Annotated in this window: 19 protein-coding genes; 10 read left to right on the forward strand and 9 right to left on the reverse strand. The window is 68.8% G+C overall.

Annotation, left to right across the window (positions count from 1 at the left end):
- Positions 1 to 442 precede the first annotated feature (442 nt).
- Both ACE191_RS19915 and ggt read right to left on the reverse strand, forming a co-directional pair.
- Entirely contained in the window at positions 443 to 3502 is a 3060-nt protein-coding gene (locus ACE191_RS19915) for a TIM-barrel domain-containing protein (RefSeq protein WP_400194000.1), read from the reverse strand.
- An 84-nt stretch (positions 3503 to 3586) separates the two neighbouring features.
- Complete coding sequence (ggt, locus tag ACE191_RS19920; RefSeq protein ID WP_400194001.1) at positions 3587 to 5347, reverse strand: gamma-glutamyltransferase; 1761 nt, start codon at positions 5345 to 5347, stop codon at positions 3587 to 3589.
- 133 nt (positions 5348 to 5480) lie between these two features.
- On the opposite strand from ggt, the gene ACE191_RS19925 reads away from it, so the two are divergent.
- Positions 5481 to 7541: an alpha amylase C-terminal domain-containing protein gene (locus tag ACE191_RS19925; RefSeq protein ID WP_400194002.1), complete on the forward strand. Its 2061-nt coding sequence runs from the start codon at positions 5481 to 5483 to the stop codon at positions 7539 to 7541.
- A gap of 558 nt (positions 7542 to 8099) precedes the next feature.
- Here ACE191_RS19925 and ACE191_RS19930 read toward each other — a convergent pair.
- On the reverse strand, positions 8100 to 8588 hold the full coding sequence (locus ACE191_RS19930) for a DUF1905 domain-containing protein (protein ID WP_400194003.1): 489 nt from the start codon (positions 8586 to 8588) through the stop codon (positions 8100 to 8102).
- 45 nt (positions 8589 to 8633) lie between these two features.
- The gene (locus ACE191_RS19935; protein WP_400194004.1) at positions 8634 to 9686 is read right to left on the reverse strand and encodes a glycosyltransferase family 4 protein; all 1053 of its coding nucleotides are present in this window, start codon (positions 9684 to 9686) and stop codon (positions 8634 to 8636) included.
- Between the two features lie 144 nt (positions 9687 to 9830).
- On the opposite strand from ACE191_RS19935, the gene ACE191_RS19940 reads away from it, so the two are divergent.
- The 3 genes from ACE191_RS19940 to ACE191_RS19950 all read left to right on the forward strand — a co-directional run bounded on the left by ACE191_RS19940 (position 9831) and on the right by ACE191_RS19950 (position 13721).
- Positions 9831 to 12281, forward strand: coding sequence for a TIM-barrel domain-containing protein (locus tag ACE191_RS19940; protein WP_400194005.1), 2451 nt, complete (start codon positions 9831 to 9833; stop codon positions 12279 to 12281).
- Between the two features lie 134 nt (positions 12282 to 12415).
- The gene (locus ACE191_RS19945) at positions 12416 to 12892 is read left to right on the forward strand and encodes a hypothetical protein (protein ID WP_400194006.1); all 477 of its coding nucleotides are present in this window, start codon (positions 12416 to 12418) and stop codon (positions 12890 to 12892) included.
- A complete protein-coding gene (locus tag ACE191_RS19950; protein WP_400194007.1) occupies positions 12864 to 13721 on the forward strand; it encodes a tetratricopeptide repeat protein in 858 nt (285 codons plus the stop codon). Before ACE191_RS19945 ends, ACE191_RS19950 begins: the two co-directional genes overlap by 29 nt.
- Positions 13722 to 13763: 42 nt before the next feature.
- Here the strand turns inward: ACE191_RS19950 and ACE191_RS19955 are convergent, their stop codons facing one another.
- From ACE191_RS19955 to ACE191_RS19970, 4 genes are all read right to left on the reverse strand, one after another.
- Positions 13764 to 14903: an esterase/lipase family protein gene (locus ACE191_RS19955; protein WP_400194008.1), complete on the reverse strand. Its 1140-nt coding sequence runs from the start codon at positions 14901 to 14903 to the stop codon at positions 13764 to 13766.
- 117 nt (positions 14904 to 15020) lie between these two features.
- On the reverse strand, positions 15021 to 15929 hold the full coding sequence (locus ACE191_RS19960; RefSeq protein WP_400194009.1) for a T9SS type A sorting domain-containing protein: 909 nt from the start codon (positions 15927 to 15929) through the stop codon (positions 15021 to 15023).
- Positions 15930 to 16151: 222 nt separating this feature from the next.
- Positions 16152 to 17066: a T9SS type A sorting domain-containing protein gene (locus ACE191_RS19965; protein WP_400194010.1), complete on the reverse strand. Its 915-nt coding sequence runs from the start codon at positions 17064 to 17066 to the stop codon at positions 16152 to 16154.
- 75 nt (positions 17067 to 17141) lie between these two features.
- Positions 17142 to 17945: a rhomboid family intramembrane serine protease gene (locus ACE191_RS19970; protein ID WP_400194011.1), complete on the reverse strand. Its 804-nt coding sequence runs from the start codon at positions 17943 to 17945 to the stop codon at positions 17142 to 17144.
- Between the two features lie 120 nt (positions 17946 to 18065).
- Between ACE191_RS19970 and ACE191_RS19975 the strand changes: the two genes are divergently transcribed.
- The 6 genes from ACE191_RS19975 to ACE191_RS20000 all read left to right on the forward strand — a co-directional run bounded on the left by ACE191_RS19975 (position 18066) and on the right by ACE191_RS20000 (position 23091).
- On the forward strand, positions 18066 to 18425 hold the full coding sequence (locus ACE191_RS19975; RefSeq protein ID WP_400194012.1) for a hypothetical protein: 360 nt from the start codon (positions 18066 to 18068) through the stop codon (positions 18423 to 18425).
- An 84-nt stretch (positions 18426 to 18509) separates the two neighbouring features.
- Positions 18510 to 18731: a hypothetical protein gene (locus tag ACE191_RS19980; RefSeq protein WP_400194013.1), complete on the forward strand. Its 222-nt coding sequence runs from the start codon at positions 18510 to 18512 to the stop codon at positions 18729 to 18731.
- Positions 18732 to 18742: 11 nt separating this feature from the next.
- Positions 18743 to 19192, forward strand: a complete 450-nt coding sequence (locus ACE191_RS19985) for a hypothetical protein (RefSeq protein ID WP_400194014.1) — start codon at positions 18743 to 18745, stop codon at positions 19190 to 19192.
- Positions 19193 to 19246: 54 nt separating this feature from the next.
- Positions 19247 to 20548, forward strand: a complete 1302-nt coding sequence (locus tag ACE191_RS19990; protein WP_400194015.1) for a serine hydrolase — start codon at positions 19247 to 19249, stop codon at positions 20546 to 20548.
- Positions 20545 to 21189 carry a M15 family metallopeptidase gene (locus ACE191_RS19995; RefSeq protein WP_400194016.1) on the forward strand — a complete coding sequence of 215 codons (645 nt, stop codon included), beginning with the start codon at positions 20545 to 20547 and terminating at the stop codon, positions 21187 to 21189. The genes ACE191_RS19990 and ACE191_RS19995 overlap by 4 nt, the downstream gene beginning before the upstream one ends.
- Before the next feature lie 81 nt (positions 21190 to 21270).
- Positions 21271 to 23091 (forward strand): glycoside hydrolase family 10 protein, encoded by a 1821-nt coding sequence (locus ACE191_RS20000; RefSeq protein ID WP_400194017.1) that lies wholly within the window; start codon positions 21271 to 21273, stop codon positions 23089 to 23091.
- 212 nt (positions 23092 to 23303) lie between these two features.
- On the opposite strand, the gene ACE191_RS20005 is transcribed toward ACE191_RS20000, so the two are convergent.
- Positions 23304 to 24629 (reverse strand): hypothetical protein, encoded by a 1326-nt coding sequence (locus tag ACE191_RS20005; protein ID WP_400194018.1) that lies wholly within the window; start codon positions 24627 to 24629, stop codon positions 23304 to 23306.
- Positions 24630 to 24634 lie beyond the last annotated feature (5 nt).

The raw sequence follows: 24634 nt of genomic DNA on the forward strand, positions 1-24634 counted from the left end.
ATCTGCTGAAAGTACTCAGCGTATGGGGCCTGAACGCAGCCCACGCCCCCCGTGTTCAGCCCGGTTCGCGGCCTAGAGCCGCGCCGTTGCGGCTTTTTGCCGCTCGGTCGCGGTTCGGAACCGCAACCTCGCGCCTTTTTACCGCGACCGACCGGTTCCGAACCGCGGTGTCGCGGCTTTTTACCGCAATAGCGCGGTTCCGAACCGCGACCTCGCGGCTCAGAACCGCGACTGACCGGTTCGGAACCGCAACCGAGCGGCTTTTTACCGCGACTTCGCGGTTCCGAGCCACGAGGTCGCGGACTTTCGTTGTGGCAACGCGGACTTTTGTTGCGGCGTCGCGGATTTCCGTCCCACCGCGGCAGACTTTGGTTGCGCCGAGGGGACTTTTCGTTGCGTGGCGGCTTTTCGTCAGGCCAACGCGGGCCTGGGTCGCGGGCAGCTACTGGGGCAGCAGCACTAGGCGCTGGCGCTGCCCGGCCAGCTCGGCCCAGTACACGCCGCCGGGCAGGGGGGCGTTTTGCGCGTCGGTAGCGGACCAGGCTAGGGTGTGCGCGCCGGCCGTGCTGGCCGTGGGCAAGGTGCGTACCAGCCGGCCCTGGCCGTCGACGATGCGCAGCGGGCCGTTCTGGCCGGGCTGGTGCAGGGTGTAGCGCAGCTCCACGCGGCCGCTAAAGGTGCGGTTGGCGGGGGCTTCCAGGGTTACCGGGTCCGGGTCGGCGTACCGGGAAGGCGTGGCATCGAGGCGCAGGCCGGGTACCGAAACCGTGGTGGCCTCGGCGCTCAGGGGGAAGAACACCTGCAGGATGTGGGCTTCGGCATGATACTTCCAGGCGGCGGCCGGCAAGGCCGTGCCGCCCAGCAGCACCGCCGGAGGGGCAGTGGCTACCCGCGGAATCAGCAGCTCCACCGTGCGCTGCGCGGGGGCGCCGGCGTAGCCCGGGCCTTGCAGCTGCACCGTCAGCGCCGTAGCGGCCGGGGCGGTCTGGCCGAGGTAGCTGATGGTTTGGTAGGCACCCGAAGCGTGGGCGTTGGCCGTGCGTCCGTCGTCTTCATACTGCACGAAGCTGCTGCTCGGCACCGTGGCGTCGGCGTAGTAGCGCACGCGCAGGGTGTCGGTGCGGTACTGCGCGGTGCTGGGCACGTAGGCGGTCATGGGCAGGATGGCGCCGGCCCGCACCAGCAGGGGCAGGTGCGTGAGCGGGGCCGGCCGGCCGATGGTGCGGTTGCCGGGCAGGGTTTCGTGGGAGAGAAAATCCACCCAGTTGCCGGCCGGCAGCACCACGTTGCGGCGGCGCTGCCCGGGGTGCAGCACGGGCGCTACCAGCAGGTTGGGCCCGAGGAAGAACTGGTCGTTGACGTTGCTTAAGGTTGGGCTGGAGGACTGTCTAAAATTGTTGCGACTAAACGTAAAGTCCGTTGCATAGGCGGTGTGAGGTGCACCCCAACCATCAACGTCGGCCTCTGTAAATCCAGCAGCTCGTTCTTCGGCTGATAAGCCTTCAGGTTGTGAGCCCCAGCCGATAAAGTCCGACGAGCCAGGTAAAACGCCGCCTAACGTCAGCTCAAATTTGGGGTAAGTCGTCCCGTAGTTCATGGGGCGGGTGAGCGGCGTGCCGGTCTGGCTGTTTTCCCAGGCCAGGGAATACAGGTAGGGCAGCAACTGGTAGCGCAGGCGGGCGTAGCTGCGCACCGAAGCCTGGTACCGCTCGGGGTACCAGTAGGGCTCGGGCGGCACGCCTTCGCCGTGGGGGCGCAGAATGGGGCCAAGGCTGGCCATCTGCAGCCAGCGGGTGTATAGCTCGGGGTCGACGGGGCCCACGCAGAAGCCGCCGGCGTCGGAGTGCATGTAGCCCACGCCGCCCAGGCCCATGCTGAGCATGATGGGCACCTGCGCCTGGTAGCCCGACCACGAGCGGTTCACGTCGCCCGACCACGGGAACACCGAATGGCGCTGCATGCCGGCCCAGCCCGAGCGGGCCAGGTTGAACAGCCGCTCCTGCGGGTACTGGCGGGCGTAGTTTTCGCTCAGGATGCTCGACCAGGCCTGGCCGTAGGCGTTGTGAATGCGGCGTGTGGGGCCCAGGTCGTAGACCATGTCGGCGGGCTGGTTTTCCGGCTCGCCCAAGTCGCACCACCAGCCGCCCACGCCGTCCTGCTTCAGCCTATCGTACTGCTGCCACATCCACTGGCGCGCCGCCGGCCGGAACATATCCAGCAGCGTGGCCGGCCCGGCCCAAAACGACTCCACGGTGTAGGGCTGGCCGTTCAGGCCCCGGCCCACCAGCTGCTGCCGGCGCACCAGCGCGTCGTTGCGGGAAGTGCGCATCACGTAGGGCTCCGAAATCAGCAGGGTTTTCACGCCCGCCGAGTCGAGGCGGCGCATCATGCGCCGCGGGTCGGGGAAGTTGGGCTGCACCCACTGAAAGTCGCCCTGCTGCTTGGTGCCGCCAAACCAGTAGAGGTCGAGCACCAGCCCGTCGAGCGGGAAGCCGGCCTGGCGCATGCGTCGCGCCACCTGGTACATCTCCGGCTCGGATTTGTAGCCGAAGCGGCTTTGAATCAGGCCCATTCCCCAGCGCGGCGGCAGCGGCTGCCGGCCGGTGAGGGCGGTGTAGCGGCTCAGAATTTCGGCGTAGGAGTCGCCGCTGACGATGAAGTAGCCCAGGTTTTGCAGCCCCTCGCCGCGGTACTCGAGCACGTTCTTGTCGGTGGCGCCCAGGTCGAGGGTGGCGGCGGTGTGGTGGTCGAAAAACAGCATGTAGCCCCGGCTGCTGACCACCGTGGGCAGGGTCACGTTCAGCGTCGGCTCGCCGTTCTGGTAGCTGTAGTGGGCCTCGTTGTAGAGCGTGAGGCGGCGGCCGCGGCGGTCCAGGGGCAAGGCCCGCGAGCCGGTGCCGTACAGGTGCTCGTCGGGCGAGAGGCGAAACGAGACGCCGGTGCCGCCCGCCGTTCCTAGCTGCTGAAACGCCCCGCCGGCTTCGGCTATTTCAAGTCCGTCAGCGGACTGGTAGCGCACGCGCAGCGGGTTTTTTTGGATCGTGACGATGCCCGAGCAACCCAAGTTCCAGGTCAAATCCGTGGGGGTCGCGAAGATGCCTTGGCAGATCAGGTTGCCAAATCGGGCTACCCGGGCGGGAGACGGGGGACCGTCGCAGCCAGGGTTACAGGCATCGGCAGGTAGGTCGCGCAGCGGCGCCTGCACCACGCTCACCGACGAATCGGGCTGCAGGGCCGCGCCGGCCGGGAAATACTCTACCCGCAGCACGCCCGCGGCCCAGGGGCGCAGGCGCAGGGTGCTGCCGTCGGTGCTGCGGATGCTGAGGATGCCGTTCTGATAGGCGTGGCTGCGGTAGTTGCCGATGGCGCGCACGGGCACCGGCGTTTCGCGCCGGCCGAACGGGTCCTGCGCGGGCGGCCCGTCGCCCTCGCGCTGGGCTACGGCGGGCAGGGAGGCAGACAGCAGCAACAGCAGCGGCAAACGGCGAAGGGACGCAGGCATGGGCAAACGGAAATGGGCTTGAGGCGGCAAAGTAGCGCGAAGTTCGGCTTTGGTGGCGGCCGCGCCGCCGGCCGGCGGGCTTGCTTAGTAGCCCAGGGCGGTGTCGTCGCCGCGCGGGTCGGCGCCGCCGTGCAGGCGGCCGTCGGGGCGGCGCTCAATCAGGTCGATGCGGCCCCAGGCGGCGCGGGGCTTCAGCACGTGGCCGCGGCGGCGCAGCTCGGCCTCGGCGGCGGGGGTAAGGGCGCCGGCTTCCACGTCGAGGTGGTCGGGCAGCCACTGGTGGTGCAGGCGCGGGGCGGCCACGGCCTGCTGGGCGTCGAGGCCGTAGTCGAGCACGTTGAGCACGGCCTGCAGCACCGAGGTGATGATGGTGCTGCCGCCGGGGGTGCCCACGACCAGCCGCAGCTGGTTGTTTTCGGTGATGATGGTGGGCGTCATCGAGGAGAGCATGCGCTTGCCCGGCTCGATGGCATTGGCCGTGCCGCCCACCACGCCGTACATGTTGGGCACCCCGGGCTTGCTGCTGAAGTCGTCCATCTCGTTGTTGAGCAAAAAGCCCGCCCCGGCCACCACCACTTTCGAGCCGTACGCGCCGTTGAGCGTGGTGGTGCAGCTCACCGCGTTGCCCTGCGCGTCCACAATGCTGTAGTGCGTGGTCTGGTCTGACTCGTAGCCCGGCAGCCCCGCGTCGGCCGCCACCTGCGTCGAAGGAGTGGCCGCGCTGGCCAGCGTAACGCCCTGCATGCGCTGCCGCAGGTAGTCGGCGGCCAGCAGCCCGGCCACCGGCACGCGGCCGAAGTCCGGGTCGCCCAGGTAGGTGGCGCGGTCGGCGTACACGCGGCGCTCGGCCTCGGTTATCAGGTGCACCGCCGGGGCCGAGTGCCAGCCGAGTTTGGCCAGGTCGTAGGGCTCCAGCATGGTGAGCAGCTGCTGCAAAGCCACGCCGCCCGAGCTGGGCGGGGGCATGCCGATGACCTCGTACTGGCGGTAGCGGCCGCGCACGGGCATGCGCCACTTGGGCTGGTAGGCGTCGAGGTCGGCCTGGGTGATAAGGCCGCCGCCGCGCTGCATTTCGGCCAGCAGCAGGCGGGCGGTTTCGCCCTGGTAGAAGCCGGTGCGGCCCTGGTCGCGGATGCGGGCCAGGGTAGCGGCCAGGGCCGGTTGGCGCAGTTTTTCACCCGCCCGCCAGGCAATGCGCTGGTCGGGCAGCACGTAGGCCGGCCAGCCGTGCCCGCCAATGTCGGCCACGTTCTGATCGATAAACACCTGCTGGTTGGCGTTCAGTCCGGCCGCTTCCTTCTGCGTCAGCACCACACCCCGCGCCGCCAGTTCCACGGCCGGCTGCACCAGCTCGCGCCAGGGCAGCTTGCCCAGCTTCTGATGCAGCGCCCACATGCCGGCCACCGTGCCGGGCACGCCCACGGCCCGGTGCCCGGTGGTGCTCAGGTTGGGCACCACGTTGCCCTGCGCGTCCAGGTACATATCCCGCGAAGCCTTGGCGGGGGCGGTTTCCCGAAAATCCAGCGCCCCCACGCTGCCGTCGGCCCCGCGGTACACCACGAAGCCCCCGCCCCCGATGTTGCCGGCCACCGGAAAGGCCACCGCCAGGGCAAACTGCACCGCCACGGTAGCGTCGTAGGCGTTGCCGCCGCGGCGCAGGATGTCCACTCCGATGCGCGAGGCCGCCGGGTGGGCGCTGACGACCATGGCCTGCCCGGCCGTAACCGGCGCGGCGGCCGGGGGCAGGGGCGTGGCGGTAGTCAGGCGGGCGGCAAGGGGGCGGGCGGGGCCGGCGCAGGCCAGCAGCGCGGCCAGCGCGATGGAAACGAGGCGGGAACGGTACATGGAAGCCGGCATGAGCTAGCCAAGATACGCCCCGGCTCCGTTTGCCCCGCGCATTTGCCGGCCGATTTCAACTCCCGGTAGGGCGGCGGGGCCGCAGCGCGTAGCTTTGCCCGAACCCAAACACTGCCTGCCGATGGAAACCGCTGCCCCCATCTCCGCCTCCGACGACCTGGCCCAACCCGCGCTGCCTCTGATCGAGCACGACCCCTGGCTGCAGCCCTACGCGGCCGTGCTCCAGCGCCGCCTCGACCGCTACCAGCAGCGCCGCCGCGAGATTGAGGGCGAGTGCGGCACGCTCACCCGCTACGCCACCCGCCACCAGCTGCTGGGCTTGCACTACGACGGGCGCCGCCGCGGCTACTGGTTCCGGGAGTGGGCGCCGGCGGCCGAGGCTTTGTTCCTCACCGGCGACTTCAACCAGTGGGACCGGGGCTACACCCCGCTCACGCGCCGCCCCGACGGGGTGTGGGAAGTATTCCTGAGCGAGAAGACCTTTCCCAACCTGGTGCACGGCTCGCGCTACAAGGTGCACGTGGTGGCCGCCAACGGCCGCCGCGACCGGCTGCCCGCCGCCGTGCGCCGCACCGTGCAGGACGAGCAGAGCAAAGACTTCAGCGCCCAGGTGTGGCGGCCCGAAACGCCGTTTCAGTGGAGCGACCAGACCTTCCGGGTGGCCAACTGCGTGAAAGAGCCGCTGATTTACGAGGCCCACGTGGGCATGGCCCTGGAAGAAGGCCGCGTGGGCTCCTGGCGCGAGTTTGCCGACCTGATTCTGCCCCGCATTCAGGCTGGGGGCTACAACGTGGTGCAGCTCATGGCCGTGGCCGAGCACCCCTACTACGGCTCGTTTGGCTACCACGTGGCCAACTTCTTCGCCCCCGCCGCCCGCTTCGGTACGCCCGAAGACCTGAAGTACCTCGTGAACGAGGCCCACCGCCGCGGCCTGGCCGTGGTGATGGACGTGGTGCACTCGCACAGCGTGAAAAACGAGGCCGAGGGTTTGGGCGACTTCGACGGCTCGGGCAACCTGTACTTCCACCGCGGCGAGCGGGGCCGCCACCCCGGCTGGGACTCGCTCTTGTTCGACTACGGCCGGCCCGAGGTGCAGCAGTTCCTGCTCTCCAACCTGCGCTACTGGATCGAGGAATTCCACTTCGACGGCTTCCGCTTCGACGGCGTGACCAGCATGCTCTACCACCACCACGGCGAGGGCGTGGGCTTCGGCTCCTACGACCAATACTTCGGCCCCGAGGTCGACGAGGACGCGGTGCTGTACCTGCAGCTGGCCACGGCCCTGGTGCGCGAGCTGAAAAAGTCGGCCCTGCTCATTGCCGAGGACATGAGCGGCATGCCCGGTCTGGCGCGGCCCCTGGCCGAGGGCGGCCTGGGCTTCGGCTACCGCCTGGCCATGGGCCTGCCCGACTACTGGATCCGGCAGCTCAAGCACCAGCGCGACGAAGACTGGAGCCTGGGCGGGCTCTGGCACGAGCTGACCAACCGCCGCGCCGGCGAAAAAACCGTGGCCTACTGCGAGTCGCACGACCAGGCCCTGGTGGGCGACAAAACCCTGGCCCACTGGCTGCTCGACGCGCGCATCTACACCGGCATGCAGCACTCGGGCGCGCCCGACCTCGAAACCGGCCGCGGCGTGGCCCTGCACAAGCTCATTCGGCTGGTGACGCTGGGCGCGGGCGGCGAGGCTTACATGAACTTCATCGGCAACGAGTTCGGCCACCCCGAGTGGGTCGACTTTCCCCGCGAGGGCAACCAGTGGAGCCACCACTTCGCCCGCCGGCAATGGTCGCTGGCCGACAACCCGGAGCTGTACTACCACGCCTGGCGGCAATTCGACCGGGCCATGATTGCTCTGGAGCGCCGCACCCACCTGCTGGCCGCCGGCCCCGCCCGCCTGCTGCACCTCGACGACGAAAACAAGGTACTGTGCTTTGAGCGCGGCGGGCTGATTTTCGCCTTCAACTTCCACCCCGAGCGCAGCCTGCCCGACTACCGCTTCTTCGCCGGCACCGCCGGCACCTACGCCCCGGTGCTCGACTCCGACACCGCCGAGTTTGGCGGCTTCGGGCGCGTGGCCACCGGCATCGAGCACTTCACCCAGCCCGACGAGCACGGCACGCCTTTTCTGAGCTTGTATTTGCCCAGCCGCACGGCTCAGGTGCTGCAGCGGCGGCGCTAGCCGGCCGCTGCCTGCTCAGTCGCCCCGCTACCCCCACAAAACGCCTCGCCCCGACCAAAGCAGATCGGGGCGAGGCGTTTTGTGGGGCCGGTCCAGTTTACGGCGTCAGCGGCCGCAAATTAGCCGCGTGGTGGGTGGAAGGTAATTGCATCCTGCCAATAGGCTGCCTTTAATTTCCGTCTATGCTGCCTCTATACTCCGTCTATACTCCCTCTATTCTTTCCCTACGCCCGGCGGCCGCTGCCTGGATGTTAGCGTTTAGGATTATCGCGGGAAGCCGGGGCGGGTCGAGATAGGGCGAAGCGGGTAGGGCCTTAAACCAGCCGTGCCCCGGCTCGGGCGAGTCGGGGCACGGCTGCAATTGAGGAAGTAGGCTGCCGCCCGAGCCTGTCATTGCGAGGCGCAAGCCGAAGCAATCTTTCCTCTCGCGGCACAACCAAAAGAGCCTGACGAACCGGAATATATTTTCGGTCGGTCAGGCTCTTGCGGTTTCTGCCACCGACAAGGACCGATTGCTTCGTCGTGCCTCCTCGCAATGACAGGCTGGGGCGGGGCTTGCTAGCTGCGCTTTTTGCCGGCCAGCACCATTTCCACGGTTTTGCGGATGCGCTCGAAGCGCACTTCGGTGGTTTTGGCGGCCTCAATCCAGCGGGTAAACTCCTTCTGGTGGGTGTAGGAGAGGTTGTCGAACTTGGGCCGGGCGCCGGCATTGGTCAGGGCGCGGGCCAGGTCGTCGGACACCTCGGCCATGCGCGGCTGGGTGTCGAGGGCCAGCGCTACCGAGACGGTATGGCCCCAGGTTTTCTCGATGGCATTGCGAATCTGCCGGGGCACGATGAGCAGGTGCTGCCCGTCGCCCATGGGCGCGAGGCTGCCGCGGTAGGGAAAGCCGTCGAAGGTGGCCTGCACCTTCACCTGCCCGCGGGTGCCGTAGGCCTGCTGCACGTTGAAGGGAATGATGACGAACACGCCGCCGTTTTCGCTGTCCAGCTCAAGGGCAGCTTCAAAAGTATGGTCGGGCTCGAAGGGAGCGGCGGGAGCGTTCATGCCGGAAAGGGTAGGAGTTGAAGCCGTAAAGGTAGCCAAGCCCGCTCAGCTCAGGCGGGCATCGAGCACCAGCGCGGCCGTCAGGTCAGGGTCGGCCCCGGCGCCGCGCACCCGGAAGCGCCCGGCCGGCAGCTGGTAGCGGGCCGACAGCTGCCGGGCCAGGGCCTCGTCGGGCACCAGCAGCACGTCGGCGTGGCGCAGCACCAAGCGTTCCAGCTCGGCCACCCAGCCGCGGTCGGCCGGCGCGGCCTGCTCGCGGGGCGAAAAGTCGAAGTACACCACCAGCGGGCGGCGCGTGAGCTGGCGGATTTCCACTGCCGCCAGCCAGGTGGGCCACTCGGTGGCCACGATGACGTCGAAGGGCGCGCCTACGGCGCGGTGCACGGCGTGGCGGGCGTACTGAATGATGCGGAAGTTGAGCTGCCCCGGCGCATCCGCCGACTCGGCGGGCGCGGCTGCTTCGGCCGAATCGAGGGCGTCGTCGGCTTCAGCCTCGGTGGCGGATTCGGCGGCGGGTTCGTTGGAATCGATTGCGGAATCGGCCCCGAATTCTGGCCCCGCAACCCAATCCGCCGATTCCGCGGCCGGGGCGCCTTCGTCGGGCCTTACCGGCAGCGCGTCGTCCTCGGCCAGCGGGGTGCCGCTGCTCAGAGCGGCCGCTTCGGAAGCTTTCGGCTCGCCCGACCAGCCGGGGGACTGCGCCAGGCCGGGAGGCGGGGCCGGCAGCGCGGCGGCGCCGGCAACCGGAGCCGGCTCGAACCGGGCCGCGGCCGGCGGCCCGGCAGCGCTGGCGCCGAGGTAGGGCGCGGCGGGCACGGCCGGTGAGCGGGGCGCCGCATGGGGCGGGCTGGCGCCGAGGTAGGGCGAAGCTGGCAGCGCGGCGGCGCGGGCGGGGCGGGGCCGCACCCGGGCTTCGAAGTCGCCATCGAGCAGGGCCACGGTCACGGCGGCCGGAGCCGCGCCGGGCCGCAGGGGCGCGGGCACCCACAGCTGCACCCGGGCTGCTCGGGCCTGGGCCAGTACCCGGGCGGGTGGCAGGGCGGCGGGGGCCTCGTCCCAACCTAAAAGCAAAACAGCGGGCGTGGCGGCGTCGAACATGGGTGGCTGGGCGAGGGTGGGGGCGCGCCGCAACCGGCGCACGGGCAAATATATTCGGCGAATTCGTGCTTACCTTGCGGGCTTACGCTGCCCGCCCTTTGCCGGCGGGCCTTTTTGTGACGTCTTCCCTGAACCAGAGCTGCCATGAACGAGTCGATTCAGGAACTCAACTACATGATCAACGACTTGGCCGAAAAAGCCAAGCACGAGTTTTTTCCGGACCAGGTGGTGCGCTGCCAGGCCGATGAGGCCGCGGCGCAGTTTGTTTTCACCTGCCAAAACGGCGTGGCCCTGTGCCTGCAGGTGGTGTCCGACAAAATCATCCGCTTCCGCTACGCCACCGACGGGCAGTTTGCGCCCGACTTCAGCTACGCCTTTCCCGAGGGCGCGCCCGCGCGGCAGGCTCCCTCGCTGCTGGAGTTCGTGGAGAAGCCCGACCACTACCGCCTGACCACCGGCCGGCTGATCTGCACCGTGGGCAAGGACACCCTGCACGTGCGCCTGCTCAACCGCTCGGGGGCGGTGCTGTGCGAGTACGAGAAGGGCTTCCACTGGGAGTACGACTACGAAACCGGCAACGACATCGTCAAGATGAGCCAGCAGGTGCAGCCCGGCGTGCACTACTTCGGCCTCGGCGACAAGCCCGCCAACATGAACCTGCGCGGGCAGCGCTTCTGCAACTGGGGCTCCGATACCTACGGCTACGTGAAGGGCTCGGATCCGCTCTACAAGAACATTCCGTTCTTTCTGGCCTTGCACCAGAAGCTGGCCTACGGGTTGTTCTTCGACAACTCGTTCAAGAGCTACTTCGACTTTGCCGCCGAGCGCGCCGACGTGACGAGCTTCTGGGCCCACGGCGGCGAGATGAACTTCTACTTCATCTACGGCCCCTCGCTGACGGAAGTAAGCCAGGACTACACCCTGCTCACCGGCACGCCCGAGCTGCCCCCGCTCTGGGCCCTGGGCTACCACCAGTGCAAGTGGAGCTACTTTCCCGATACCCTGTTCCGGGGCATCGGCGCGGAGTTCCGCAAGCGCCGCATTCCCTGCGACGCGCTCTACCTCGACATCGACTACATGGACGGCTACCGCTGCTTCACCTGGAGCCCGGAGCACTTCCCCGAGCCGAAGAAGATGGTGCAGGAGCTGGCCGACGAGGGCTTCAAAACGGTGGTCATCATCGACCCCGGTATCAAAATCGACCCGCAGTACGAGGTGTACCAGCAGGGCCTGCAGCACGACTACTTCTGCCGCCGCGCCGACGGCCCGCTGATGAAGGGCTCGGTGTGGCCGGGCCTGTGCAACTTCCCCGACTTCACCCGCCCCGACGTGCGCGAGTGGTGGGCCGGGCTGTTTCAGGGGCTGATCGAGGACGTGGGCGTGCGCGGGGTGTGGAACGACATGAATGAGCCGGCCGTGTTCGAGAAGGGCACCTTCCCCGACGATGTGCGCTTCGGCTACGACGGCAACCCCTGCTCGCACAAAAAAGCCCACAACGTATACGGCATGCAGATGGCCCGCGCCACCAACGCCGGCGTGAAGCGCTTCAGCTACCCCAACCGCCCCTTCACCATCACCCGCAGCACCTACGCGGGCGGGCAGCGCTACTCCTCGGGCTGGACCGGCGACAACGTGGCCTCGTGGGAGCACCTGTGGCTGGCCAACATCCAGTGCCAGCGGCTGAGCATCTCGGGCTTCTCGTTCGTGGGCTCCGACGTGGGCGGCTTCATCAACACCCCCGACGGCGAGCTGTACGCCCGCTGGGTGGCGCTGGCCGCCTTCCACCCCTTCTTCCGCACCCACAGCTCGGGCGACCACGGCGACCAGGAGCCCTGGTCGTTCGGCGAGGAGTACGCCGACCTGGCGCGGCACTTCATTGAGCTGCGCTACCAGCTGCTGCCTTACCTGTACACCGCGTTCTGGCAGTACGTGCAGCAGGGCACGCCCATGCTGCGCCCCCTGGCCTACCTCGACCAGACCGACGTGGAAACCTACCAGCGCATGGCCGAGTTTGGCGTGGGCGACCACCTGCTCGTGTGCCCCGTCACCCAGGCCGGCGTGGATGGCCGCTGGATGTACCTGCCCAAGGGCCAGTGGTACTACTACTGGACGGACGAGCTGCGCGAGGGCGGCGCCGAAGTGTGGGCCGCGGCCCCGCTCAACCGCATTCCGCTTTACGTGAAGGCCGGCGCGGTGCTGCCCCAGTACCCCGTGCAGCAGTACGTGGGCGAAAAAGTCCTCGACGAGCTGACCCTGCACGTGTACCACAAGGAGGGCGAGGAAACCAGCGTGCTCTACGACGATGGCGGCGAGGGCTACGGCTACGAGCAGGGCCAGGCCACTGTGCGCCGCTTCGGGCTCGAGGGCAACGGCGCCAGCCTCACGCTGCGCCAGCAGATCGAGGGCGACTACCAGCCCAGCTGGACGCGCTACCGCCTGGTGCTGCACGGCCTGACCACCGGCGCCACCCTCACGGCCCAGGCCGACGGGCAGGCGCAGGAAGTGACCCTGGTGCCCTCGGCCATAAAGGGCCACGAACTGCCGCAGCTGGTCGTGCCGGCCGGCTTCCAGGAGCTGGTCGTGAGCCTGACTTAACAAGCGCCGCCAGCCCGAATCGGATAAGGCCGCATCGTGCCGGAAGGGGCGGTGCGGCTTTTTGCCGGGCGGAGTACCCGGATTTATTGCGCTAACTATGCAGCGTGAGGTTTCGTCATCGTTTTACCTGGCTCTTGCTCGCGGGCGCACTGCTGGGCTGCCCACGACCTTCTTGGGGGCAGCGCATCAGCACGCCGCAGGGCGAGTACATGGATACTACCCTGCGGCTGAATCCTAAATGCCCGGCCAGCTATCCGTACTACTACTCCGTCAAAGCGAAATACCCGCGCAGCTCGGCTACCCTGCTGGCCGAGGCCCGGACCTGGCTGCGCCGCCGCGGCGGCCGGTACGCGGGCAGCGGCTACGTCACCTTCCGCTTCGGGGTCGACTGCGAAGGCCAGCCCCTGCCCCGGGTGCAGGTGCTGCAAACCGACGCCGCTTACCAGCCTTACCGCTTTGCGCCGCAGCTGGTAGAAGACCTGTACGCCTACGTGGGCAGCCTGCGCGAGTGGCCGCGGGCCAAACGGCCCGGCAGCGGCGAGGCCGTAAACTACATTGCCCTGCTTTCCTTTAAAATCACCGATGGTCAGATCGTTGCTGTGCTGCCTTAGCCTGTGGCTGGCGCTGGGCAGCTGCCAGGGACAAAGCGCCCCGGTGTCTCGCCCGGCCGCCCCCGAGCCCTGCGCCGACCGCCGCTACCAGGATAGCCTCGTTACCCGCTACCTCGAAAACGGGGCGCAGCGCTACGGCTACAACCACCCCAATTGGGAAAAGTACTGCGACAGCCTCATTGCCGCGTGCCCCAACATGGCGCTGGCCTACCGCGAAAAAGCCATTCCCTACCTCAAAAACGGCGACTACGCCCGGGCTTTTGCGTTGGAAGACCGCGCCGTGGCTCTCGACCCCAAGCGCTGGCTGGCGTACCGGGCCTTCCTGAAGTGCATCTTCACCAAGGATTACCGCGGCGCCCTGGTCGACTTCGAGCGGGCCGAACAGCTGACTCCCGGCGGCTACGAAATGGACCACACCTACTGGTTTTACCGCGGCCTCTGCCACCTGGAGCTGGGCGAGCTGCCGCAGGCCGCGGCCGACTTGCAGCGCGACGTAGCCGCTCAGCAGCGCGGCGACCTGCGCCGCGACGTGCACTTCAACACGCTTTTCTACCAGGGCGTGGTGGCCTACGAGCAAAAGAACTACCCGGAGGCGCGGCGCTTGCTGGAAGCCTGCCTGCAGATTTATGCCGCCTTTCCCGACGCGCATTATTACCTGGCCCTGACGCTGCGGCCGCTAAGTCAGGCCGCCGCCGCGCGGCAGCACCTGCAACTGGCCCAACGCTACCTGCAGCAGGGCTACGGGCTGAACGAAGACAACGTGTTCTACGCCAACTACCCGCACCAGATAACCCGCTATGAAGTCGACCAGGAGCTGGCGCGGCGCTGATCAGCGCCGATTCAACAATCGGCTCCGCGCCATTGGCGCCGGCTACAGGTGCTCCCGCAGGTAGGCGTACACTTCGGGGTGGGCCAGCAGAGTGCCGTGGTGCTGACGCGGAAACATGCGCACCCGTACCTGGCCCTGAAACGCCGTGGCGGGACCGAAAATGTCGCCGGTAGCGCTGCCGCCGCCCACCAGTCCGTCGCCGAAGTAGCGCGCCAGCACCGACCCGGCGTTTTTCAGCAGCGAAGCCGCCAGCACGTGGTACTGCACGCCCGGCAGCGGTGGTACCGGCGTACGCGGGGGCAGCAGATCGTCGGCGTGGGGATTCTGCCAGTCCTCGTCGACCAGCCGGGCGTGGCGCAGGTCGCGGATGCCGTTGGAGCGGCGGTCCAGCGTGTCGGCCACGAAGCGGGTAGGGCGCAGGTTGAGGCGGCGCAGCAGCAGGGCGGTGAGGAAGCTGTTCTGCTCCAGAAACGAGCCTTCGTTGGGCACGCCCAGCAGAAACACGCTGCGCAGCCGCGCCACCCAGGGCGCCGCGCTGCTGGGCACAGCCCCCCCAGGATTTTCGGTGCTGGTTGCCGGTGGGGTTTCCGGCAGCGCTTCGGCGTGGGTAGCGTGCGCGTAGTAGCCGGCCGAGCGAATCACCAGCCCGCCCATCGAGTGGCCAATCAGCACCAGCTCGGTGACGGCGGCGGGCCAGGTCTGCACCAGCGCGGTGAGCAGGCGGCTGAAGTCGCGGCCGTTTTCGGAGATGTGGCGGCCGGTGTTGTAGCGCAGGTACAGGCAGCGCAGGCCGGCTTCGCGCTCCAGGCGCGGCCCGTAGCGGGGCAAGTCGGCGGCGCCTTCCTGCCAGATGGTTTCGTCGCCCATCAGCCCGTGCACGAACACCACCGTGCGGCGCGGGCCTTCCCGGTCGAGGTCCAGGTCAGCTACCGCCACGTCGTGGCCCAGGCGGCGGAAGCTCATGGCTATGGCCCGCCGGTCGCCGCGGGCCGCCAGCTGGTCGCCAAAGGCGCCGTTGAGCACCGGGCGCAGGAAGTGGCGGTAGCTGCGGCCGGTGTGCAGCAGGTAGCCGATGCCTTCGGTGGGCAGGCCCACGGTGCGGCGCAGCGCCGCCAGGGCCCGGCGCCAGCGCGAAGTGGCGGGGCCGGGGGCATCGGATGCAGGCAGTGAGCGGTCGGACACGGCGCAGGAGTTAAGGGTGGGGCCTGCCGGCGGGGGCGCCCGGGCCTTCGACAGCCCTAAACGCAAACCGCCCGGCACGGGGCCGGGCGGCAAGGTAACCAGGGAAATCGGGTCGGGCTAGCGCACCAGCAGGCGGCGCACCACGGTACCACGCGGGGTTTCGAGCTGCAGGGCATACACCCCGGCCGGGCGGCCGTGCAGGTCGATTTCGCGGCCGTCGCCCACGGCGGCGGGGCTGATGGCGGGCTGCCGCAGTACCACGCGGCCGGCGGCGTCGGTCACGGTAAAGGCCGCGGCGGCTACGTCGAAGTCGCGCTCGGCGCGCAGGCGGAAGCGGCCGTCCTGGCTGGGGTTGGGGTAAGCGGCCAGCACGCCGGTAAGGGCCGGCTCGCGGTTGGCCGTTATCGGGGCGTTGCTCATCACGATGTCATCGATCTGCAGCACGCCGGTGCTGGGTTGGGAAAAGTCGGTGCCGGTGGCGAAGTACATGATCAGCGTGTCGGGCGCCTGCGGGGCCACGTAGCCGATGGGCATTTCGGCCAGGCGGTAGGTGGCCGAAGGGCGCAGCACCACGGCGCCGCCCCCGATGGTTTGCTGCTGGGCGCCGGCGCCCTGGCTGAGGGCCACGATGGCCTGGGCCGAGTCGGTGGCGGTGCCGGTGAACTTGTACCAGAACTGCACCTTGGTGGGGCGCGAGGTGTAGGGCACGCCGCCCAGGCGGCTGTTGGCCGTGTCGATGCGCGTACCCAGAATCAGGAAGCCGGGCAGGTTGAAGCCGAAGAACGACTTGGTTTCGAGGCGGGCGGCAAAGGCGCCGCCGTGCACGTCGTTGGTTTTGGTGACGGCGCCCAGCGGGATGGGAATGCCGCCCTGGGCCAGCATCTCGTCGGTGGTGGTCCAGCTGGTGGGTACTTCCACGCCGTTGCGCGTCTGCCAGGAGTCGAGGCTGGCATTGGGAACCTGTTGCTGAGCGTAGCTGCGGCCTACCAGGCCAAGCAGCAGGGCGAAAAGGAAAAGCTGTTTCATAGATCAGAAGGGCTGAAGGGCAAAACCAGGAGGCCGGCAGCGGTTCGTCAGAGGGCGCCGACAGCGCAAAGATACTATCGGATATTGGACGCGTCCACTAGCATAATCGTGTGAGGGGGCTCAGGGCGGTCGGGTCGCGTATCCCAGGCCGCGGTGGCACCCCATGAAAAAACCGCCCGGCAGGTACCGGGCGGGTTTCACTGAATGAGGAGGCAGCCGGGGCTAGCGCACCAGCAGGCGGCGTACCACCGGGCCGGCCGGGCCGTGCAGGCGCAGGGTATACACGCCGGCGGGCCGGCCGTGCAGGTCGACGACGCGGGTAGCGCTGCTGAGGGCCGTGGAAGCGGGCTGCCGGAGCACCACGCGGCCGGTGGCATCGGTCACGCTGAAGGCCGCGTGCAGGGCGGGCTCCTGCTGGGCACTGAGCGTAAAGCGGCCGTCGGCGCTGGGGTTGGGGAACACGGTCAGCGCCGAGGTTACCTGCCGCTCGCGGGCCGGAGTCACCACGCCGGTCATCGACACGTCGTCGATGTAGAGGGCCGTGCCGGCCAGCGGGTCTACGGCCTCACCCGAGCTGAAATATATCCGCACCGAGTCGGCGCCCAGCGAGGAGTAGTAGGTGAGGGGCAGCACCAGCTGGGTGTAGGTGGCCGCGGGCGTCAGCAGGTACATTTCGGCGTCGGCCACCAGCTCGGTAATGCCGCCCACGCTTTTGGTTAGCTGCACGCTCACCTGGGCCGAGTCGATAGCGGCGCCGGGGCCGGTGAGCTTGTAGTAGAACTGCAGGTTGGCGGGGCGGCCGGTCAGCGGCACGCCGCCGGGCGTGAAGCCGGTGATGTTAAAGCGGTTGCCCACGAACACGGCGCCGGGCAGCACGCCGCCCATCAAGGGCAGGGCCGTGGTTTCGAGCTTGGCGGCGAAGCTGCCGCTGCGGCGGTCAGTCGACTTGCTCACGGAGCCCGAGTTGAGGGGCAAACCGAAGATTTCCAGCAGCACGTCGTCGGTGGTGATCCAGCCCTGCGGCGCTTCGGCGCCGTTGCGCTGGCCCCAGGTTTCGAAGCCGCCCTCGGGCACTTGCTGGGCAAAGCTGGCGGTGCCCAGCAGCAGGCTCAGCACGGAAAGTAATACTCGTTTCATTGGTGAATAGAGGAGAGGTTTGGCCATAGAGCCAGCGGCCGGCCAAATCGTTGCAAGGCGTTGCGTTCGGGGCCCTCACATATTCGGGTGATGCGGGGCGGCGCCCGGCCGCGCCAGTGACAGCACCGCGCCCAGCGCGGCGCCGGTGAGCAGCCCGCCCAGGTGGGCGGCGTGGTCGATGCCGGGCAGGGCCGTGACGGCGAAGTTGCCGCCCACGATGTAGAGCGTGTGCACGAGCAGGGCGCTGCGCTCGGAGCGCGAAAGGCGGCCGTTGCCGCGCAGGGCCAACGCCAGCACGAAGCCGTAGAGTCCGAAGATGGCCCCCGAAGCGCCTACGCTGTTGACGCCCTGGCTGTGCCACCACAAGCTGGCCAGTGCCCCGCCCACGCCGCTCAGCCCGTAGGCCAGCAGCAGCCGGCCCCGGCCCACCAGCGGCTCGAGCATGGCCCCGATGAAGAGCAGGGCATAGGCATTGAGCAGCAAGTGGCCCAGCCCGCCGTGCAGGGCGCAGCTGGTGAGCAGCCGCCACCACTGGCCCTGTCCCACCAGGGGCGAGTAGTTGGAGCCCCAGGCCACCAGGTCGGCCCCGGATGGAGAAAACGCATCAACGCCGGTGGCCACCATCAGCAGGTACACCAGCAGGTTGAGGGCGGTGAGGCTGAGCGTCACGACCAGGCTGCGGTGCAGCTGGGGGGTGGCAGTGGGGGCCGCGGGCGGGGGTGGCTCGGCGGCCGGCACCTGGCCGCGGCGGCGCAGCTCGGCCCAGGCCGCCTCCACCAGCACCGGGGCAAAGGCGCCGGGGTGCTGGGTGAGGTAAAGCAGCTCCGCGTCGGTTTTGCGGGCAAAGGCTTCGGCCAGGGGCGGGGTGCCGTTTTCCATGCCGCTGGGGCATCCACAAGCTTGCCAAGCCGCTGGCAACCGACAAGATGGCAAGCTCAGCCGTAGGAACCGCGGCCCCGGCAGCGCGTATAGACCGGGGTACTTTCCGCGCCCACTACCATGCAACCAGACCCCATCGACCAGGAGCCCTACAACCAGGAATCCAACGCCCGCGCCGCCGGCCGCGAGTACGAAGCCGAGGCCACGGCCTCGGGCCAGCCCGGCAGCGAGCAGCAGCGCCAGCCCCAGGGCCGCTACGGCATGGGCGACCGGCTGAACCTGCAAACCGGCGAAAACGCCGACGACAACTCCGGCAGCGGCGGCAACGTGGGCGGCCGCGCCACCCAGGGCCGCAGCGTAAGCCGCGGCACCGAGTACGATGCCCCCGGCAACGCCGCCGAAGGCGATGTAGGCGGCAGCACCACCTCGGCCGGTACCGGCACTTCGGCCGGCCAGCCCGGCGCCGTGACGGGCCTGTAGGCTGGGGCGGTCGGGCCAGATTCCAGCGGCCTCTGCCTCCGCAGTTCACCACTTACCAACTCACTCTTTCACCCCACTACCGCTATGAACAAAGGACAAGGAAATCCGACCAACCAGGAAAGCAGCGGCGCCGACAAAACCGGCGTGGCCAACAGCGGCCAGAACCAGTTTCCGCTGAAGAAAGACGCTCAGGAAGCGGCCAAGCAGCAAAACAAGCAGCAGGGCCCGCCCAGCGCTGGCTCGCAGGTGCGCGACGAGGCCAAACACGTCAACAGCGGCCAGCGCTCCACTAACCAGGACCAATAAGCTCTTCGGTCATGAAAAACGCAATGGATAAAAACCAGGGCCAAGGTTCCGACCAGAACCGGCCGGCCGCGCCCGGGCAGGCGCCCATCGACAAAACCAGCTCCGACGGCAACGTGAACCGCGGCGAGCAGCAGCGCATGGGCGGGGCCAGCCCCGGCAGTGTGGGCAGCCCGGAAGCCAGCCGCAGCAGCCACGGCCAGCACGGCGGCAACCACGGCAACGACCGCGACAACCGCAACGAGCAGCCGGCCGCGGGCCAGAACGCCAAGGGCAGCAGCAACCGCGGCGGGCAGCCCTCGGCCGACCAGCGCAACCAGGGCGGCGGCCAGGACAGCCAAAAGCGTCAGAACCAAAGCCAGCCGAAGGGCGAAACCGACCGGTACGCCAACGGCGGCCTCTCGCGCAGCTCGGCCAACGACGGCGGCACCATTGAAGACGCCGACAACCGCGACGCGAAGTAGATTTCGCCCCGCCTGAAAACCGGTTCATCACGCCAGGAACTATCTTCCGGCGTGATGAACCGGTTTTTTGCGCTTTTCCTGCTCGGCCTGGCCGGGCCCACCGCGGCCTCAGCCCAGCCGGGCAACCCGCTGAAACAGCTGCTGCGCCGCGACACCACCGCGGCCGTGCGCCGGGTACTGGACGCTGCCAAGGGGCACCGGGTCCAGATTCTCTACACCCAAATCCGGCGCGACGCGCAGGGCCGGCCTTCGTTTAAAACCTACGCCTACCGGCTCAGGCCCACAGAGTATTTCTACCCGGCCAGCACGGTGAAGCTGCCCACCGCAGCCCTGGCCCTGGAAGAGCTGCACGAGGGCCGGGCCGCAATCGGGCGCGGCCGGGCCCTGCGGCCCACCCGCGAAACCCCGCTGCAGATTGATTCCGCGTATGCCGGCCAAACCAGGGTGCGGGCCGACAGCACCGCGCCCGGCAACCGGCCCACCATCGGGCACTACATCCGCAAGGTGCTGCTGGTGAGCGACAACGACGCCTACAACCGCCTCTACGAGTTTATCGGCTACAACACCCTGCAGGCTCTGCTCGGGCGCCGGCAGCTCGGCGCCACCCGCATCGTGCACCGCCTCTCGGTGGGCGACAAAGCCCCCGCCTCGGGCCAGACTAACCCGTTTACCTTTTTTCTCGACAGCGCCGGCCACTCGGTACCGTACCCGATGAGCGCCCAGTACAAGACCGATCATCTGTGGCCTGCCCCGCTGCGTCTGCCGGGCATCGACGTGGGGCACGCTTACCTGCAGAACGGCCAGCAGGTGGAGAAGCCCATGAATTTCGGCGACAAGAACTTTTTCCCGCTTGCCAAGCAGCAGCAGGTGCTGCGGGCCCTGCTGTTCCCCGATTTCGTGCCCGCCAGCCAGCGCTTCAACCTGCGGCCCGACGACTACGCCCTGCTGCGCAGGTACCTAAGCTTGCCGCCGCGGCTAAGCCGCTTTCCGCAGTACAACCCGGCGGAATACCCCGACAACTACGCCAAGTTCCTGCTGGTGGGCGGGCCGCCGGCGCCGCTGCCCGAGGGCGTGCGCATCTACAACAAAATCGGCCAGGCCTACGGCTTTCTGATCGACAACGCCTGCGTGGTAGATTCGCTGCGCGGGGTGGAGTTCCTGCTGTCGGCGGTGGTGTACTGCAACCGCGACGGCGTGCTCAACGACGACCAGTACGACTACGACGCGGTGGGCTTTCCTTTCATGAGGCGCCTGGGGCAGCTGATTTACGACCACGAGCTGCAACGCACCTCGCCCCGGCGCACGGCCCAGGTGCGCGCCTATTGGTCGGCCCTCCACGAGCGCTCCGAGCCATGAGCCCGCCGCCCGCTTCCCTGAATGCCTACGGCCTGGCCGTGCTCAGCGACGCCGCCCAATACTGGCAGCAGGTCGCCCACAACCCCGCGCAGGAGCTGGTGAACCTGGCCGCGCACGTGCCCGGCCTCGTCATCGAGCTGCCCTACGCCACGGCCGACAACTTCTTTGGGCGGGTGCTCTACCCCGAGGCCGCGGCCTACCTGCGCCGGCCGGTAGCCGACGCGCTGCGGGCCGCGCAGCGCGAGTTGGCGGAGCGGGGACTGGGCCTGAAAATCTGGGATGCCTACCGGCCCTACGCGGTGACGGTGGCCATGTATGAGCAGCTGCCCGACGAAACCTACGCCGCCCCGCCCTGGCGCGGCTCGCGCCACAACCGCGGCTGCTCCGTCGACGCCACCCTGGTGGAGCTGAGCAGCGGCCGCGAGCTGCCCCTGCCCACCGGCTTCGACGACCTGAGTCCGCGCGCCCACAGCGCCTTTGCCGACCTGCCCGCCGCCGTGCGCGGCCACCGCGCCACCCTGCACGCGGCGCTGGCCCGGCAGGGCTTCGTGAACTACCCCGCCGAGTGGTGGCACTTCGACCACGCCCGCTGGGCCGAGTTTCCGCTGCTCGACCTGCCCTTTGCCGCGCTGCGGCGCTGATGCACGGCGGGGTTCTGCGTAAATTGCGCCCTAGTGCCTGGTTAGGTGCGCGGCGTGGCCGCGGACTGCTTGCTGTTTCTGATGCTCCGAACGTTGACGGGCGCCGCCCTGGCGCTGCTCTTTCCCCTGATTTCCCTGGCCCAGCTGGCCGCGCCCCAGTCGCCGGGCGCGGCCCCGGCCAAAACACCCATCATCACCACGCCCATTCCCTCGGCGCCGCCCAAGCGCGAGCTGCGCGGGGTGTGGATTGCCACGGTGGAAAACATCGACTGGCCTAGCCAGCGCACCCTCACGCCCGAGCAGCAGCGCCGCGAGTACCTGCGCATGCTCGACGCCAGCCAGGCCGCCGGCCTCAACGCCGTGTTCGTGCAGGTGCGTCCCGCCTCCGATGCCTTCTACCGCAGCGAGCTGGAGCCCTGGAGCAAGTGGCTCACCGGCCAGCAGGGCAAGGACCCGGGCTGGGACCCGCTGCCTTTCCTCATTGAGGAGTCGCACCGCCGCGGGCTGGAGTTCCACGCCTGGTTCAACCCCTACCGCGCCAGCATGGACTCGGTGACGCGGCGCTTGGCGCCCAACCACCCCTACCGCCAGCACCCCGAGTGGTTTCTGCGCTACGCCGGTAAGCTGCTTTACAACCCCGGCCTGCCCGAGGTGCGCCAGCACATCACCCGCGTGATTCAGGACGTGGTGCGCCGCTACGACGTGGACGGCGTGCACTTCGACGACTACTTCTACCCGTACCCCGAGCCGGGCAAGGCCATTCAGGACGAGCAGGCCTACGCCCGCTACAACCCCGAGCGGCTGAGCGTGGCCGACTGGCGTCGCCAGAACGTGAACCAGCTCATTCAGCAGGTGCACGACACCATCGTGGCCACCAAGCGCTGGGTGAAGTTCGGCATCAGCCCCTTTGGCGTGTGGATGAACCGCTCGGCTCACCCCGACGGCTCGGACACCCGCGGTGGGCAGCCCAGCTACTCCAACCTCTACGCCGACTCGCGCAAGTGGCTGCAGGAAGGCTGGATCGATTACATCCTGCCCCAGCTCTACTGGAGCTCGAACTTTAAGCTGGTGCCCTACGCCACGCTGCTGGAGTGGTGGACGCGCAACCGCTTCGAGCGGCACCTGTACGTGGGCCACGGCGCCTACCGCATGCTCGAAAGCACCCGCTCCGACACCACCTGGCGCAACCCGCGCGAGCTGCCCCGGCAGGTGCGCCTCAACCGCTCGTACCCCACCGAAGTCAGCGGCAGCGTGTTCTTCTCGGCCCGCTCGCTCATGGCCAACCCGCTGCGCACCACCGACTCCTTGCGGCGCAACCTCTACCGCTACCCCGCGCTGCTGCCCACCATGCCGTGGAAAGATGCCGTGCCGCCCCGCGCCCCCGAGAAGCTGGTGCTCAACCGCGCCGGCGGCACCGTGGTAGCCCTGGCCTGGCAGCCCGGCCCGGCGGCCGCCGACGGCGACTCGGCCCACGCCTACGTCATCTACCGCTTCGGGCGCGGCGAGCAGCCCACCCCCGACAACCCCGCCCGCATCCTGGCCATTCAGCCGCGGCTCACGCGGGCGGGCGCCGCAGCCTACGTGGACACCACCGCCCGCTGGGGCCAGGAATACGCGTACTACGTAACTGCCCTCGACCGCCTGCACAACGAAAGCCGGCCGCTGCGCGTGAGCACCCTGGGCTCGGCCGCCGGCCCCGTGCTGGCCGAGGCCGCCACCCCGGCCGCGCCAGCCACGGCCGCAGCCACCCCGGCCCCGGTTGTTACGGCCCCGACCACGGCTGCTGCGCCCGGACGGCCCGGCACGGCCCGCCCGGCTACTACCACCGCCGGCACCAAAACCAAGGTCGTGACCAAAAAGAAGAAGAAGCGCGGCTTCTTCGGCCGCCTGTTCGGGCGCTAAATCCGGCCCACCCCCCAACGCCCAAGCGCCGCGTGGTTTCGGACCGCGCGGCGCTTGGGCGTTGGGGAGTTTCAAAAGCGGCCGAATGCCTCGGGTCGGTGGTGGAATTGCGTGAGATGGACAAAAGCGCCGGGCCATGCGGCTGTCTGTAAACGCAACACCCGCCGCCCGGCCGGGGCCGAACGACGGGTGTTGCACGGGCGAAGGTGCTATTACAGCGCCTTCACGTTCAGGGTTAGCTCTACCGAAGTGGCCGTGCGGTTGATGCCAGCCACGGTGAAGATAACGTACTGGTCGAGGCCGCGCAGGCGCGCTACCACCACGTCGCCCACCACCACGTTGTCGAGCTGGGTAACCTGGTTGGCCGCCGCGGCGGTCCGGTACAGCTGGCGGATGCTGTTGAGCGTAGCCGCGTTGTAGGCCGCCGCGCCGCCGGTGGTCAGGCGCACGAAGCTCGTCGACTGGGCCAGGGGGGGCGTGGTGGAAGTGGGCGTGAGGGCCTGCAGGCGCACGGTGTTGCCGGCGGTGCTGGTAATGGCCACGTCCTTGCTGGCCAGGGGGCCGGCGGCGGGCACCAGCGTAAACGTGGTCAAATCCAGGGCGGCCTGGTCGCCGCCGGTGCCCGAGTAGGTGAGCGTGACGGTGCGCGGTGCGGCCAGGGGCGTGGGTGTGCCAGGCGTGAGGGCCGGGGCCGCGGCCGTAGCCGAGCGGATGCTGGGCGCAGCCGGCGCCGGGCGGTCCTGGAAGCGCGACTTGGCCTCGAAGCGGTACACCACCGGCTGACCGGCCGAGCCGGCCGGTAGGGTGGCGTCCACGTTCACGGTAAGGGCGGCCCCGCTTTGCGCGCCGGTGGCGGGCAGACGGCGCGTGAGCTCGCGCACGCGCCGCTCGGGCGTGGCACCCACCTGCACGTACACCACCAGGCTGTCGAGGTCCTTGAACAGCGTGCCGGTAGCGCCCAGGCTGGTAGCGGTGTTGATGCCGCCCTCGTTGAGCACCACCGGGAAGCGCACCACGTCGCCGGGCACCGGGGTGGCACCCACGGGCGCCGTCTGGTTCTGCGGGGCGTTGACGCGCACGGTAGGCGTGGGCTCGGCCAGGCGGAAGCTGAAGGAGCGGGTTTTGGTTTGGTTGTTCTGGCTCACCACCACGGCGTCCACGCGCACGTTGGCCTTGTTGACGCCGGCCGGCACGGTGTAGTTGACCATCAGCGTGTCGCTGTTGCGGGCCCGCGAGAAGGCGCGCTGGTAGGGAATGGTTTGCACCAGCACCGAGTCGCGGCCGGGCTCCACTTTCTGCAGGATGCGGATTTCCTTGATGGGCGAGGTCTGCTCGGCGAAGCGCAGCTCGAAGCGCACTACCTCGCCGGTGGCGTACTTGGCGGCCAGGCCGAAGTCGTTGGCGGCGAAGCTGGGGAACTGCCCGCCCACCTCGCGGTAGAAGTCGTCGTTGTCGAGTTCCCGCTCGCAGGCCACCAGGGCCGGCCCCAGCAGGAGCAAGGCCAGGGCGCCGCGGCGCAGGTTAGAGAAGTAGGTCATCGGAA

The organism is Hymenobacter sp. B81 (genome assembly GCF_044628455.1).
GTDB lineage: Bacteria > Bacteroidota > Bacteroidia > Cytophagales > Hymenobacteraceae > Solirubrum.

Excerpts from the sequence above, each read along its gene's own strand:
- ACE191_RS19915 (WP_400194000.1), bottom strand. The coding sequence starts at position 3,502 with ATGCCTGCGTCCCTTCGCCGTTTGCCGCTGCTGTTGCTGCTGTCTGCC.
- ggt (WP_400194001.1), bottom strand. The coding sequence starts at position 5,347 with ATGTACCGTTCCCGCCTCGTTTCCATCGCGCTGGCCGCGCTGCTGGCC.
- ACE191_RS19925 (WP_400194002.1), top strand. The coding sequence starts at position 5,481 with ATGGAAACCGCTGCCCCCATCTCCGCCTCCGACGACCTGGCCCAACCC.
- ACE191_RS19930 (WP_400194003.1), bottom strand. The coding sequence starts at position 8,588 with ATGAACGCTCCCGCCGCTCCCTTCGAGCCCGACCATACTTTTGAAGCT.
- ACE191_RS19935 (WP_400194004.1), bottom strand. The coding sequence starts at position 9,686 with ATGTTCGACGCCGCCACGCCCGCTGTTTTGCTTTTAGGTTGGGACGAG.
- ACE191_RS19940 (WP_400194005.1), top strand. The coding sequence starts at position 9,831 with ATGAACGAGTCGATTCAGGAACTCAACTACATGATCAACGACTTGGCC.
- ACE191_RS19950 (WP_400194007.1), top strand. The coding sequence starts at position 12,864 with ATGGTCAGATCGTTGCTGTGCTGCCTTAGCCTGTGGCTGGCGCTGGGC.
- ACE191_RS19960 (WP_400194009.1), bottom strand. The coding sequence starts at position 15,929 with ATGAAACAGCTTTTCCTTTTCGCCCTGCTGCTTGGCCTGGTAGGCCGC.
- ACE191_RS19965 (WP_400194010.1), bottom strand. The coding sequence starts at position 17,066 with ATGAAACGAGTATTACTTTCCGTGCTGAGCCTGCTGCTGGGCACCGCC.
- ACE191_RS19970 (WP_400194011.1), bottom strand. The coding sequence starts at position 17,945 with ATGGAAAACGGCACCCCGCCCCTGGCCGAAGCCTTTGCCCGCAAAACC.
- ACE191_RS19975 (WP_400194012.1), top strand. The coding sequence starts at position 18,066 with ATGCAACCAGACCCCATCGACCAGGAGCCCTACAACCAGGAATCCAAC.
- ACE191_RS19980 (WP_400194013.1), top strand. The coding sequence starts at position 18,510 with ATGAACAAAGGACAAGGAAATCCGACCAACCAGGAAAGCAGCGGCGCC.
- ACE191_RS19985 (WP_400194014.1), top strand. The coding sequence starts at position 18,743 with ATGAAAAACGCAATGGATAAAAACCAGGGCCAAGGTTCCGACCAGAAC.
- ACE191_RS19990 (WP_400194015.1), top strand. The coding sequence starts at position 19,247 with ATGAACCGGTTTTTTGCGCTTTTCCTGCTCGGCCTGGCCGGGCCCACC.
- ACE191_RS19995 (WP_400194016.1), top strand. The coding sequence starts at position 20,545 with ATGAGCCCGCCGCCCGCTTCCCTGAATGCCTACGGCCTGGCCGTGCTC.
- ACE191_RS20000 (WP_400194017.1), top strand. The coding sequence starts at position 21,271 with ATGCTCCGAACGTTGACGGGCGCCGCCCTGGCGCTGCTCTTTCCCCTG.
- ACE191_RS20005 (WP_400194018.1), bottom strand. The coding sequence starts at position 24,629 with ATGACCTACTTCTCTAACCTGCGCCGCGGCGCCCTGGCCTTGCTCCTG.